The sequence below is a fragment of the Streptomyces sp. NPDC004284 genome (genome assembly GCF_042874035.1).
Taxonomy (GTDB): domain Bacteria; phylum Actinomycetota; class Actinomycetes; order Streptomycetales; family Streptomycetaceae; genus Streptomyces.
In genome coordinates this window covers 44,624-56,631 of record NZ_JBIAMJ010000007.1, presented here as the reverse complement: position 1 = coordinate 56,631, position 12,008 = coordinate 44,624, and the positions used below count along the sequence as shown (strand labels likewise).

The following is a 12,008-nucleotide window of genomic DNA, read 5'->3' as shown; positions in this document are numbered from 1 at the left end:
GATTCCGATTGGGCTTTCGGGCCGTCAGCGGGAAGACTGCCCCCGTGACGTCTCGAAAGCCCGATGAACCATTGGCGCGCAACTCCAGACTCCGACTCGTCCGCCCGCAGGCGCTGGCCACCGCCCGACGGGCCGTGACGACCCGGCGCACCCGGCCGGCGCCGCGGCCGCCCGAGGGGACTCCGCCCCGGGCGGAGCTCGCCCGGCAGGCCCGGCGTGTCCTCGCCGACGCCGTACGGATCGCCCGCTGGGCCGCCGTCGAGCGCGGCGCCGACACGGCACCCCGTACCGGCCCCGCCCAGGAACGGGCCGCGGCCGCACTGGACCTGACGCCCGGCCAGGTCCGGGCCGGCTGGGACCGCGCCCGGCTCGCCGGACTCGTCGAACTGCACGGCGACACCGCCCGCCCCGGCTGGCGGCTGCACGCCTGGGACCGCGACGACTCCGCCGTCCTGCGCGGCTGGGTCGCCCTCTTCGACGCCTGGTCCCTGGTGCACCCGGCCCCCGAGAGGGTCGCCGCGGCGGCCGTCGCCGAGGTCGTCGAGGCCGTCCCGCAGGTCCTCTCGCTGCTCCAGCTCTCCCAGGGCCCGGTCCTGGTCCCCGCCCTCCTCGACCTCCTCGGCCAGCGCGTCGAGGAGCTCCGCGAGGAGCGCTGCGAGGTCCCCGCGGCCGAGCAGGCCCCCGAGGCCGCGGACACCCCGGCCGTCGACGGCCTGCCCGCCCTCCTCGACTGGGCCCTGGAGGGCCTGGCCGCCGTCGGCGCGCTCACCCTGGACCCCGGCACCGACGAGCGCCACGCCACCCTGACCCCGCTCGGCAACTGGGCGGTCTGGGTCAAGCTGGAGCAGATCTGCGTCGCCGCGCAGAGCCCCGCGGGCAACATCGAGCAGTCCGCCGAGGACATGCTCCGCGGCTGCGCCCGGCTCACCCCGGGCCCGGCCCGCGACGAGTACCGCGCCTGGCTCGCGGCCCGCACGCTCTCCAGCGCCGTCGGCGAACTCCTCGCCGTCGCCCGCGGCGAGGACGCCCTCCTGCGGGGGCTCGCCTTCGAGGCGCTCCGCGTCGTCGGCGCGCCCGCCGAGGCCGAGGTGCGCGCCACCGTCGCCGAGCCCCCGCTGCGCCCGTACGCGCTGCTCTGGCTCGCCGAGTACGAGGGGGCCGACCCCGACGACGCCCAGGAGGTGCTGACCCGCGAGGAGTCGACCTGGCTCTGGGTCGACACCGCGGCGGCCGTCGCCGACCACGGCGAGAGCGAGCTGCTCGTCCGCCACCTCGACTCCGCCGTGCAGGGCACCGTCCCGGCGCTGCTCGACGAGGTCCGCGCGATCGGCCACCCCCGCACCGTCCAGGTCCTGGTCGCCCTGGCCGCGGCCCACCCGGACCCGGCCCTGGCCAAGGCGGTCCGCCGGGCCGCCTTCCAGGTCCACAACGGCGGGGCCTGAGCGCCAGGGCCCGTCCGCCCCGGAACTACCCGGCGGCGCCGGGGGCGTACGTACCGAAGCTCCACACGTTGCCCTCGGCGTCCCGGGCCGTGTAGTCCCGCGAGCCGTACTCCTGGTCCGTCGGCGGCATCACGATCTCGACGCCGGCCGCCACCGCCCGGTCGTGGTGCGCGTCGACGTCGTCCACGCGCACGTAGACCGCGGTCGGCCCGCCCTCGGCCATGAGCGCGTCGAACGCCGTGCCGCTGCCCTTGCTGCCGAGCATCACCATGCCGTTCCCGCAGATGAGTTCGGCGTGCATCACGCGGCCGTCCTCGCCCTCGTACACGGCGTGCTCGGAGAAGCCGAAGCCCTCCGTGAGCTGCTTGATCGCGGCCTTCGCGTCCTGGTAGCGCAGTGCCGGACAGATGTCGGGCGTCCCAGCCATCCCGATCACTCCCTCTCGATGAGCCCCGATGTGACCTGGATCTCAGTCTGGCAGCCGCCACTGACAACTCACCGGAAGGTGTTGCACCGGGCCATGTCGCCGGTCCGGTAGCCCTCGTGGAACCACTGCTGCCGCTGCGCCGCCGAGCCGTGCGTCCAGCTCTCCGGCGTCACCCGGCCCTGGAACCTCTCCTGGATCCGGTCGTCGCCCACGGCCGCCGCCGCGTCCAGGCCGTCCCGGATGTCCTCGTCCGTGAACCTGGTCAGCAGCAGCCGGCCCGTCTTCTCGTCGGGGGTGGTCGTCGCGTGCCGCGCCCAGACCCCGGCGTAGCAGTCGGCCTGGAGCTCGACCCGCACGGCGTTGGAGTCCGCGCCGGTCCGCCCGTCCTGGGCGCGGCTCAGGGTCCCCATCAGGTTCTGGATGTGATGGCCGTACTCGTGCGCCACCACGTACGCCTGGGCGAAGGGCCCGCCGCTCGACCCGAACGTGGTCCGCAGCTCGTCGAAGAAGCCCAGGTCCAGATAGACCTGCCGGTCGCCGGGGCAGTAGAAGGGCCCCACCGCCGAGGTCGCCGAGCCGCACGCGGTGCCGACCTGCCGGCTGAACATCACGGTGGCGGCGTTCCCGTAGGTGCCGCCCCGGCGCGGGTACTCGCTCCGCCAGTAGTCCTGGACGCTGTTGACGACGGCGACGATCCGGCAGTCCTGGCGCGCGTTGGCGTCCGAGCCCTTCTTGCAGCTCTGGTCCACCTGGGCCGCGGACGAGGAGGACGCGACCGGTTCGTCCCCGCCGGAGGAGAGCCCGAGCTGGTCGGGGCCCACCCCGAAGAGCACGCCCAGGACCAGCGCGATGAGGCCGATGATGCCGCCGCCGACGGTCGCCCTGCCGCCCGGGACGCGGCTGCCGCGGACATCCCGCACCTCCGAGGTGTCCAGGTCGGCGTCGTCGTCGAACTGCACGGTCCACCACCCTCCGCGTCGCTGTCGCGGCGGTGGCCGCCGCCCTGCGCCGAGTATCAGGCGATACGGCGCTTTTCGCCCCTTTTGAGAGGCGACGGCGGGAATGTGAGAAAGATTCGAAAGCGTCCCCGTGGCCCGCGTGGCCGAAAACCAGTTGCAGACGCCCGTTAGACTGGCCGTATGGACATTCTCCCCTGGGATCTGAGCCCCTGGGACATTCTTCCCTGGGTGCATTAGCGGCGTCGAAGCCTGCCACCAGTCGTCTCTTCCGCCGTTTCCCACCGCCCTGGAGTCTGTCCGTGATCACCGCTTCCGGCATCGAGCTGCGCGCCGGCGCCCGCGTCCTCATCGAATCCGCTTCCTTCCGCGTCGCCAAGGGCGACCGCATCGGCCTCGTCGGCCGCAACGGAGCGGGCAAGACCACCCTCACCAAGTGCCTCGCCGGCGAGGGCCAGCCCGCCGGCGGCACCATCGCCCGCTCCGGCGAGGTCGGCTACCTCCCGCAGGACCCGCGCACCGGCGACCTCGACGTCCTGGCCCGCGACCGCGTCCTCTCCGCCCGCGGCCTCGACGCGCTCATCAAGAAGATGCGGATGAACGAGGAGCGCATCGCCAACGGCACGGGCGCCACCCGCGACAAGGCGATGCGGCAGTACGAGCGCCAGGAGACCGAGTTCCTGACCAAGGGCGGGTACGCGGCCGAGGCCGAGGCCTCCACCATCGCCGCCGCCCTCGGCCTGCCCGACCGGGTCATGGGCCAGCCGCTGCACACCCTCTCCGGTGGTCAGCGCCGCCGCGTCGAGCTCGCCCGGATCCTCTTCTCCGACGCCGACACCCTGCTCCTCGACGAGCCCACGAACCACCTCGACGCCGACTCCATCGTCTGGCTGCGCGACTACCTGAAGACCTACCGCGGCGGCTTCATCGTCATCTCCCACGACGTCGACCTCGTCGAGACCGTGGTGAACAAGGTCTTCTACCTGGACGCCAACCGCTCCACGATCGACGTCTACAACATGGGCTGGAAGCTCTACCAGCAGCAGCGCGAGGCCGACGAGAAGCGCCGCAAGCGCGAGCGCCAGAACGCCGAGAAGAAGGCCGCCGCGCTCAACTCGCAGGCCGACAAGATGCGCGCCAAGGCCACCAAGACCGTCGCCGCGCAGAACATGGCCAAGCGCGCCGAGCGGCTGCTCTCCGGCCTGGAGGCGGTGCGCGCCTCCGACAAGGTCGCCAAGCTCCGCTTCCCCGAGCCGGCGCCCTGCGGCAAGACCCCGCTGACGGCCGAGGGGCTCTCCAAGTCCTACGGCTCCCTGGAGATCTTCACCGACGTCAGCCTCGCCATCGACAAGGGCTCGCGCGTCGTCATCCTCGGCCTCAACGGCGCGGGCAAGACGACCCTGCTGCGTCTCCTCGGCGGCGTCGAGAAGCCCGACACCGGCGAGGTCACCCCGGGCCACGGCCTGAAGCTCGGCTACTACGCCCAGGAGCACGAGACGCTCGACCCCGAGCGGACCGTCCTGGAGAACATGCGCTCGGCCGCGCCCGACCTCGACCTCGTCGACGTGCGCAAGACGCTCGGCTCCTTCCTCTTCTCCGGCGACGACGTCGACAAGCCGGCGGGCGTGCTCTCCGGCGGCGAGAAGACCCGGCTCGCGCTCGCGACCCTGGTCGTCTCCTCGGCGAACGTGCTGCTCCTCGACGAGCCCACCAACAACCTGGACCCGGCCAGCCGCGAGGAGATCCTCGGCGCGCTGCGCACGTACAAGGGCGCCGTCGTCCTCGTCACCCACGACGAGGGCGCCGTGGAGGCGCTCGACCCGGAGCGGATCATCCTGCTCCCGGACGGCGTCGAGGACCTGTGGGGCGCGGACTACGCGGACCTGGTGGCCCTCGCCTGACCCCGGAGGGGGCCTCGTGCCCCCGGGTGATCATCCCGGGCTGGATCATTCGGCTCATGGGTGATCCGTCATCTGAGTGAGGATGTCTCATACCTCCGGCGCGGTGCTCTGCCGAATCCTTCCGGCAGACCCGCGCCGTACGCGTGTTCCCCTTACCGTGCTGACCTGCTGCTTCCCGTACCGGACGGTCCGAAGGTGTGTTCCCGACTCCCCGGAATCCAGGGTTCCGTTCGTGATGACGGCGTACTCGTCGACAAACCCGGCGGCACGGACCTTGTCGAATGGGTGGCCAGGACGGACGGGAGGGGTGATCATGAGAAGTCCAGAGCGCACTTCCCATGAGGAGGCACGGGTGGCCGAGACTCTGAAGAAGGGCAGCCGGGTGACCGGCGCCGCGCGCGACAAGCTCGCGGCAGACCTGAAGAAGAAGTACGACTCCGGTGCGAGCATCCGGGCGCTGGCCGAGGAAACCGGCCGCTCCTACGGATTCGTCCACCGGATGCTGAGCGAGTCCGGAGTCACGCTGCGTGGACGCGGCGGGGCGACACGGGGCAAGAAGGCGGCCTCGGCCTGACACCGGGGCGGCTCGACCGGTCCACCGGGACCTCCCGGTGGGCACCCGGTCGACCCTGCGGTCGGCCAGGTGGTTACTGTGCAGTCACTTAGCATCTCGAATGCAGTGCTGCACCGGAACCGGAGGCGCCCCCATGACTACGCTCGACGACTCTGAGCTCGTATTCGACAAGGACGGTGTACGGCTCACCGTCGAGGACGCCGTTGCCACGGTGACCCTGACCAACCCGGCGAAGCGCAACGCCCAGTCTCCCGCTCTGTGGCGGGCGTTGACGGAAGCCGGCCGGTCGTTGCCCGGCAGCGTGCGGGTCGTCGTTCTGCGCGGCGAGGGCAAGTCCTTCTCCGCCGGACTCGACCGGCAGGCGTTCACGCCCGAGGGCTTCGACGGCGAGCCGTCCTTCCTGGAGATGGCGCGCGGGTCCGAGGAGGACCTCGACGCGCTCATCGCCGAGTACCAGGAGGCGTTCACCTGGTGGCGCCGCAGCGACCTCGTGTCGATCGCGGCCGTCCAGGGCCACGCCATCGGTGCGGGCTTCCAGCTCGCCCTCGCCTGCGACCTGCGGGTCGTCGCCGAGGACGTGCAGTTCGCCATGCGCGAGACCAGCCTGGGTCTCGTCCCGGACCTGACCGGGACGCACCCGCTCGTCTCGCTCGTCGGCTACGCCCGCGCGCTGGAGATCTGCGCCACCGGCCGCTTCGTGCACGCGGAGGAGGCCGAGCGCATCGGTCTCGCCAACCTGTCCGTCCCCGCCGACGAGCTCGACGCGGCCGTACGGGACCTCGCCGCCGCCCTGCTCGCGGCGCCCCGCGACGCGGTCACCGAGACCAAGGCGCTGCTCCAGGGCGCCTCCGGCCGCTCCTACGAGGACCAGCGCGCCGCCGAACGCGCCGCCCAGGCCCGCCGCCTGCGCGACCTCGCGGGGATCGGCGACTGACGCACGCGCGCCGACGTGCGTGCGCGTGCTGACGGCTGACGCACGCGCGTGACGTACGCGCGCGTGCGGCCGGTCCGGCGCCTGCGGCCGGTCCGGGCCGGCGCGAGCGCGTTCAGCGCAGTTCCGACACCAGTACCGTGACCGCGGTCGCCCCCTCGGCGGCCGCGGTCGCGGCGCTCCGGGCGGCGCGGGCCACGTCCAGCGGGCGGTGGCCGGTCGTGACGGCCAGCTCGACCCGCACCTGATCCGGGCCCCGGTGCACCGGCGGCCCCCACAGGTCCGTCACGCCCGCCACGCCCCCGACCCGCAGGACCGCCAGGGCCACCGGATCGTCCGTCGCCGGAGCGGGCCGCCCCGGCGGGGGAGCGGTCGGCTCCGGCGACGGCGGCTCCGTGTCGAGCAGTTCCGTCACCCGCAGGTCCACGGTGGTCACCCGCAGCCCGAGGCCCTCGCGCGCCGCGCCGAGCAGCACCGCCCGCAGCTCCTCGGCCAGATCCGGCAGCGGGCGGCCCGCCACCGCCGCGAAGTCCGCGGTGATCCGCAGCGCCCCCGGCCCGAGCCCGCTGGGCGGCACCGGAAGCGACCCGGCCGACGCCTCCCCGTCCTCCTCGGTCAGCGGGTCGGGCCCGATCCGCAGCCCGCCCGGCACCACTCCCCGTACCGCCGCGGCGGCCGGGCCGAGGACGCTCCGCGCCGCGCGCTCGGTGATCCAGGCGCCGTCCCCGGCCGCCCCGAGCGGCAGCAGCCTGCCCGGCGCCGAGCGATCCCGTACCGCGGCCGTCCAACCCTCAGCGCTCGTCATTCCCCCAGCCTGCCGCATTCCCGGAGCGAATCCGGGCAAGCGCCCTTAATGTGGGCGAAGAACCCCGAAATATGACAGAAGGGGCTAGGTCTCATGACGGACACCACTCATTCCGAAGTCTCCGCAGACGAGCCGCGCCGTACCGCCGTGACCAAACGCGGCGGCGGGGCGGCGGCCTCCCGGGGCCGGACGACGATCGCCGACGGTGTCGTCGAGAAGATCGCCGGCCTCGCCGCGCGCGACGTCGTCGGCGTCCACGCCATGGGCAGCGGTCTCTCCCGCACCTTCGGCGCGGTCCGCGACCGGGTCCCGGGCGCGGGCGGAGGCAAGGCGAGCGTCACCCGAGGCGTGAAGGCCGAGGTCGGCGAGGTGCAGACCGCGCTCGACCTGGAGATCGTCGTCGACTACGGCGTCTCCATCGCCGACGTCGCCGGCGACGTCAGGGAGAACGTCATCGCCGCCGTGGAGCGGATGACCGGCCTGGAGGTCGTCGAGGTCAACATCGCGGTCAGCGACGTGAAGCTGCCCGAAGAAGAGGAAGAGGAGCCGGAGCCCCGACTCCAGTAGGTGCCACGAAAGGGGCTCGTAATGAGCATGGCGGTGGTCGGCCTGGTGGCCGGCATGGCTCTCGGCTTCGCCGGATACTTCGGCGGCTTCGGAGCGTTTCTGCTGGTCGCAGCCCTCGGGGCGATCGGTTTCGTGGCCGGTCGCTTCCTCGACGGAGACCTCGAAGCCGGGGATCTGTTCCGGGGACGCGAGCGCGGCGACCGGCGGCGGTGACCCGGGGTGGTGACGGACCCGGCAGACGACTCGGAGGGCGGCTCGGTGGACGACCCGGAGGACGATCCGGTACGGGGACGGGCGCGAGGGGACGGGGTGCGGCGCCGGGGGGCGACCACCATCGCCGACCGGGTCGTCGCGAAGGTCGCCGCCCAAGCGGCCCGAGAGGCCCTCGACGCCGTCCCCGAAGGGGGCTCGAAGCCGCATGCCTCGGTGGTCGTCCACCGGGAGGTGGCCCGCGTCTCGGTGAGCCTCGACCTCGACTATCCCTCCGACATCGGCCGTCAGTGCGGCGCCGTCCGCAGCCGGGTACGCACGCGCGTGGAGCACCTCGTCGGCCTGGAGGTCCACGAGGTGACCGTCCACGTCGAGCACCTCCACTCCGCGCACACCCGCCACGCCACGCCGAGGGGCCGCCTCGCATGACCACCACCCCCGAGCCGGACGCCACCCCCGAGCCGGACGCCGCGCCCGACGCGCCCGCGCTCCCCGCCCGCCGCTTCTGGGCCGTCCGCCGCATCCCCGCCGCCCTGCTCGCGGCCGTCGTCCTCGGCGGCGCCGGACTGCTCCTCTACGACGTCGCCGCCGTCCGGGCCGACCGCTCCGCGATGTCCTGGCGGCGCGAGCTCGCCGACGGCCTCGCGACCAAGCCGCTCGACTCCACGGCGGTCGTCGTCGGCGCCGCCGTCGCCGTCCTGCTCGGCGTCTGGCTCCTCGTCCTGGCCGCCACCCCCGGGCTGCGCGCGGTCCTCCCGATGCGCCGCGAGCACACCGACGTACGGGCGGGACTCGACCGGGAGGCGGCCGCCCTCACCCTGCGGGACCGCGTCATGGAGGTCTCCGGGGTGCAGTCCGTACGCGTGCGCATGGGACGCGCCAAGGTCGCCGTCCGGGCCGTGTCCCACTTCCGGCCCCTCGACGAGGTCCGCGCCGACGTGGAGACGGTCCTCGCCGCCGGCGTCGACGAGCTCGGCCTCGCCCGCCCGCCCGCGCTGACGGTACGGGTGGCCCGGCCGCCCCGGAAGGAAGGGAAGGCCACGTGACCGTCGTCCTCCGGCGCGTCAACCGCGTCCTGCTCGGGCTCGCCGGGCTGCTCCTCGTCCTCGTCGGCGGAGCCGTCCTCGCGGCCGCCCTCGACCTGTCCGTACCGTCCTGGTGGCCCTGGTCGGGCCCCGACGACGTGTTGCTCACCACCGCGCAGCGGCAGCGCTGGCGGGACGAGAGCTGGTGGTGGCCGACGGTCATCGCCGTCCTCGGGCTCGTCGTCCTGCTCGCCCTGTGGTGGCTGCTCGTCCAGTTCCGGCGGGCCCGGCTCGCCGAGGTCCTCGTCGACACCGGCGACGGCGAGGCGGCGGTGCTGCGCGGCCGGGCCCTGGAGGGCGTCCTGGAGGCGGACGCCACCGCGCAGGACGGCGTGGCCCGCGCCAAGGTCTCCCTCACGGGCCGCCGCGGCGCCCCCCGGACCAGGATCGCGCTCCTCCTGGAGCCGCACGCCTCCCCGGGCGACGCCCTGACCGCCCTCAGCACCGAGGCCCTCGCCCACGCCCGCACGTCGACGGGCCTGCCCGCGCTGCCCACCGAGGCGCGCCTGCGCGCGGTGAAGCACCGGGCGCGCAGGGTCACCTGAGGGAAGCGCCCGACGGTCAGAACCCGACGCGCGCCCCGCCGTCCACCGGCAGCATCAGGCCCGTCAGGTACGAGGCGGCCGGCGAGAGCAGGAAGGCCGCCGTGGTCCCGAACTCCTCCGGGGTGCCGTAGCGGCGCAGCGGGATCGTGAGCTCGTTCGCCGCGCGGGCCGCGTCCGCGTCGCCGGAGAGCGCGTCCAGGGAGCGGACCCGGTCCGTGTCGATCCGGCTCGGCAGCAGGCCGACGACCCGGATCCCGCGCGGGCCCAGGTCGTTGGCGAGGGACTTGGCGAAGCCGGCGAGCCCCGGGCGCAGCCCGTTGGAGATGGTCAGGCCCGGGATCGGCTCGTGGACGGAGCCGGACAGGACGAAGCCGATGACCCCGCCCTCGGGGAGCGTCTCGGCGGCCGCGCGGGCGAGCCGTACGGCCCCCAGGAAGACGGTGTCGAAGGCGGCCGCCCACTCCTCGTCGGTGTTGTCCGCCGCGAAGCCCGGCGCCGGGCCGCCGACGCTGATCAGGATGCCGTCGAAGCCGCCGAACCGGGCCCGCGCCTCGGCGATCAGCCGGGCCGGGGTCCCCGGGTCGGCGTTGTCGGCGGCGATCCCGGCCGCGCCCTCGCCCAGCTCGGCCACCGCGTCGGCGACCGTCTTCTCCTCGCGCCCGGTGACCAGCACCTTCGCGCCCTCCGCGAGCAGCGCCTCGGCCGAGGCCCGGCCGAGCCCCCGCGTCGCACCGGTCACCACGTACACACGGTCCTTCAGTCCCAGATCCATGGGCCCTATCCTGCCGTCTCGTCGGCGGCGAGCGCCAAGGCGGTCCCGACCAGGCCGATGTGGCTGAACGCCTGCGGGAAGTTCCCCAGCTGACGCCGCGTCACCGGGTCGTACTCCTCCGCGAGGAGCCCCACGTCGTTGGTGAGCGTGAGGAGCCGCTCGAAGAGCTCGCGCGCCTCCTCCGCGCGCCCGGTCAGCCGCAGCGCGTCCGCCAGCCAGAACGAGCAGACCAGGAAGGTCCCCTCCTGCCCCGGCAGCCCGTCCAGGGCCGTGGAGTCGGGGCTGTAGCGGCGCAGGAAGCCGCCGTGCATGAGCTCGGCCCGTACGGCCTCCACGGTCCCCACCACCCGGGGGTCGTCCGGCGGCAGGAAGCCGACCTGCGGGATGAGGAGGGTGGCGGCGTCGAGCTCGGAGGAGCCGTACGCCTGGGTGAAGGTGTTCCGCACGGGGTCGTACGCCCGCTCGCACACCTGGGCGTGGATCTCGTCCCGCATCGCCCGCCAGCGCCCCGCGTCCCCCGGCAGCGAGGGGTCGGACTCCAGGGTGCGGACCGCGCGGTCGGCGGCGGCCCAGGCCATCACCTTCGAGTGGGTGAAGTGGCGGCGGGGCCCGCGGACCTCCCACAGGCCCTCGTCGGGCTCCCGCCAGGTGGACTCCAGGAAGCCGAGCAGGCTCAGCTGGAGGTTCCAGGCGTGTCGCTCCGGCGGGATCCCGGCCTCACGTGCGCGGTGGAGGGAGTCCATGACCTCGCCGTACACGTCGAGCTGGAACTGGTCCACCGCCGCGTTCCCGGTCCGCACGGGCGCCGAGTCGGCGTAGCCGCGCAGCCACGGCAGGCTCGTCTCGGGCAGCCGGCGTTCCCCGGCGGGGCCGTACATGATCTGGAGGTCGGCGGGGTCGCCCGCGACCGCGCGCAGCAGCCAGTCCCGCCAGGCGGCCGCCTCCTCCTCGTACCCGGCGGCGAGGAGGGCGCCGAGCGTGAGGGAGGAGTCGCGCAGCCAGCAGGCGCGGTAGTCCCAGTTCCGCACGCCGCCGAGCTCCTCCGGCAGGGAGGTGGTGGGGGCGGCGACGATCCCGCCGGTGGGGGCGTACGTGAGCGCCTTGAGGGTGATCAGGGAGCGCAGCACCGGCTCCCGGTACGGACCCCGGTAGGTGCAGCGGGCGGCCCACTCCCGCCAGTCCGCGAGGCACTGCTCCAGGGCCTCGAAGGGGTCGACGAGGTCCGGGCGCGGCTCGTGCGAGGGGTGCCAGGTCAGCACGAAGGCCACCTTCTCGCCGGCGGCGACGGTGAAGGCCGACTGGGTGGAGAACTGCTGGCCCCAGGTCTTCACGTGCGGTTCGCTGCGCAGCCAGACCGAGTCCGGCCCGGCGATCGCGACCCGGTGGCCGTCGGCCCTGCGCACCCAGGGGACGATCGAGCCGTAGTCGAAGCGGAGCCGCAGCACCGAGGTCATCTCGACGCTGCCGCTGATCCCCTCCACGATCCGCATCAGGTCGGGGGCCTTGTCCCGCTGCGGCATGAAGTCGACGACCTTGACGGTGCCCGTGCGGGTCTCCCAGTAGGTCTCCAGGACGAGGGAGTCCTCGGCGTAGCGGCGGGTGGCGCAGGTCGTGGCGCCCTTGGGGGCGATCCGCCAGTGGCCGTTCTCCTCGTCGCCGAGGAGGGCGGCGAAGCAGGCGGCGGAGTCGAAGCGGGGCAGACACAGCCAGTCGACCGACCCGTCGCGGCCGATGAGCGCGGCGGTCTGGAGATCGCCGACGAGGGCGTAGTCGTCGATACGTTGCGTCACGCT

Annotated in this window: 14 protein-coding genes; 9 read left to right on the top strand and 5 right to left on the bottom strand. The window is 73.9% G+C overall.

What is annotated here, in order from left to right:
- Nucleotides 1–44: 44 nt before the first annotated feature.
- Nucleotides 45–1,442 (top strand): hypothetical protein, encoded by a 1,398-nt coding sequence (locus ACFYUS_RS19575; protein ID WP_388853186.1) that lies wholly within the window; start codon nt 45–47, stop codon nt 1,440–1,442.
- A gap of 25 nt (nt 1,443–1,467) precedes the next feature.
- Here ACFYUS_RS19575 and ACFYUS_RS19570 read toward each other — a convergent pair whose 3' ends face one another.
- Together ACFYUS_RS19570 and ACFYUS_RS19565 are read right to left on the bottom strand one after the other, a co-directional pair.
- Nucleotides 1,468–1,869 (bottom strand): VOC family protein, encoded by a 402-nt coding sequence (locus ACFYUS_RS19570; RefSeq protein ID WP_388853183.1) that lies wholly within the window; start codon nt 1,867–1,869, stop codon nt 1,468–1,470.
- 68 nt (nt 1,870–1,937) lie between these two features.
- A complete protein-coding gene (locus ACFYUS_RS19565; RefSeq protein ID WP_388853180.1) occupies nt 1,938–2,828 on the bottom strand; it encodes a neutral zinc metallopeptidase in 891 nt (296 codons plus the stop codon).
- Nucleotides 2,829–3,127: 299 nt separating this feature from the next.
- On the opposite strand from ACFYUS_RS19565, the gene ACFYUS_RS19560 reads away from it, so the two are divergent.
- From ACFYUS_RS19560 to ACFYUS_RS19550, 3 genes are all read left to right on the top strand, one after another.
- Nucleotides 3,128–4,726 carry an ABC-F family ATP-binding cassette domain-containing protein gene (locus ACFYUS_RS19560; protein ID WP_388853177.1) on the top strand — a complete coding sequence of 533 codons (1,599 nt, stop codon included), beginning with the start codon at nt 3,128–3,130 and terminating at the stop codon, nt 4,724–4,726.
- Between the two features lie 352 nt (nt 4,727–5,078).
- The gene (locus ACFYUS_RS19555; RefSeq protein ID WP_006123601.1) at nt 5,079–5,300 is read left to right on the top strand and encodes a helix-turn-helix domain-containing protein; all 222 of its coding nucleotides are present in this window, start codon (nt 5,079–5,081) and stop codon (nt 5,298–5,300) included.
- A 133-nt stretch (nt 5,301–5,433) separates the two neighbouring features.
- Nucleotides 5,434–6,234 (top strand): enoyl-CoA hydratase/isomerase family protein, encoded by an 801-nt coding sequence (locus tag ACFYUS_RS19550; protein WP_388853174.1) that lies wholly within the window; start codon nt 5,434–5,436, stop codon nt 6,232–6,234.
- A gap of 112 nt (nt 6,235–6,346) precedes the next feature.
- Here the strand turns inward: ACFYUS_RS19550 and ACFYUS_RS19545 are convergent, their stop codons facing one another.
- Nucleotides 6,347–7,036 (bottom strand): hypothetical protein, encoded by a 690-nt coding sequence (locus tag ACFYUS_RS19545; protein ID WP_388853171.1) that lies wholly within the window; start codon nt 7,034–7,036, stop codon nt 6,347–6,349.
- Nucleotides 7,037–7,129: 93 nt separating this feature from the next.
- On the opposite strand from ACFYUS_RS19545, the gene ACFYUS_RS19540 reads away from it, so the two are divergent.
- Genes ACFYUS_RS19540 through amaP form a run of 5 tightly spaced genes read left to right on the top strand, consistent with a single transcriptional unit; the run spans nt 7,130 to nt 9,443 of the window.
- Nucleotides 7,130–7,603, top strand: a complete 474-nt coding sequence (locus tag ACFYUS_RS19540; protein ID WP_388853169.1) for an Asp23/Gls24 family envelope stress response protein — start codon at nt 7,130–7,132, stop codon at nt 7,601–7,603.
- A gap of 21 nt (nt 7,604–7,624) precedes the next feature.
- Nucleotides 7,625–7,816 (top strand): hypothetical protein, encoded by a 192-nt coding sequence (locus ACFYUS_RS19535; protein WP_116161682.1) that lies wholly within the window; start codon nt 7,625–7,627, stop codon nt 7,814–7,816.
- A 45-nt stretch (nt 7,817–7,861) separates the two neighbouring features.
- On the top strand, nt 7,862–8,242 hold the full coding sequence (locus ACFYUS_RS19530) for a hypothetical protein (protein ID WP_388854119.1): 381 nt from the start codon (nt 7,862–7,864) through the stop codon (nt 8,240–8,242).
- Entirely contained in the window at nt 8,239–8,859 is a 621-nt protein-coding gene (locus tag ACFYUS_RS19525; RefSeq protein ID WP_388853166.1) for a DUF6286 domain-containing protein, read from the top strand. The genes ACFYUS_RS19530 and ACFYUS_RS19525 overlap by 4 nt, the downstream gene beginning before the upstream one ends.
- A complete protein-coding gene (amaP, locus tag ACFYUS_RS19520) occupies nt 8,856–9,443 on the top strand; it encodes an alkaline shock response membrane anchor protein AmaP (RefSeq protein WP_388853163.1) in 588 nt (195 codons plus the stop codon). The genes ACFYUS_RS19525 and amaP overlap by 4 nt, the downstream gene beginning before the upstream one ends.
- A 16-nt stretch (nt 9,444–9,459) precedes the next feature.
- Here the strand turns inward: amaP and ACFYUS_RS19515 are convergent, their stop codons facing one another.
- The gene (locus ACFYUS_RS19515) at nt 9,460–10,215 is read right to left on the bottom strand and encodes an SDR family oxidoreductase (RefSeq protein ID WP_388853160.1); all 756 of its coding nucleotides are present in this window, start codon (nt 10,213–10,215) and stop codon (nt 9,460–9,462) included.
- A 5-nt stretch (nt 10,216–10,220) separates the two neighbouring features.
- Nucleotides 10,221–12,005 carry a glycoside hydrolase family 15 protein gene (locus ACFYUS_RS19510; RefSeq protein WP_388853157.1) on the bottom strand — a complete coding sequence of 595 codons (1,785 nt, stop codon included), beginning with the start codon at nt 12,003–12,005 and terminating at the stop codon, nt 10,221–10,223.
- Nucleotides 12,006–12,008: the final 3 nt, after the last annotated feature.

Bases quoted from the DNA above. Each gene is read 5' to 3' on its own strand.
- ACFYUS_RS19570 (WP_388853183.1), bottom strand. From the start codon at position 1,869: ATGGCTGGGACGCCCGACATCTGTCCGGCACTGCGCTACCAGGACGCG.
- ACFYUS_RS19550 (WP_388853174.1), top strand. From the start codon at position 5,434: ATGACTACGCTCGACGACTCTGAGCTCGTATTCGACAAGGACGGTGTA.
- ACFYUS_RS19545 (WP_388853171.1), bottom strand. From the start codon at position 7,036: ATGACGAGCGCTGAGGGTTGGACGGCCGCGGTACGGGATCGCTCGGCG.
- ACFYUS_RS19540 (WP_388853169.1), top strand. From the start codon at position 7,130: ATGACGGACACCACTCATTCCGAAGTCTCCGCAGACGAGCCGCGCCGT.
- ACFYUS_RS19535 (WP_116161682.1), top strand. From the start codon at position 7,625: ATGAGCATGGCGGTGGTCGGCCTGGTGGCCGGCATGGCTCTCGGCTTC.
- ACFYUS_RS19525 (WP_388853166.1), top strand. From the start codon at position 8,239: ATGACCACCACCCCCGAGCCGGACGCCACCCCCGAGCCGGACGCCGCG.
- ACFYUS_RS19515 (WP_388853160.1), bottom strand. From the start codon at position 10,215: ATGGATCTGGGACTGAAGGACCGTGTGTACGTGGTGACCGGTGCGACG.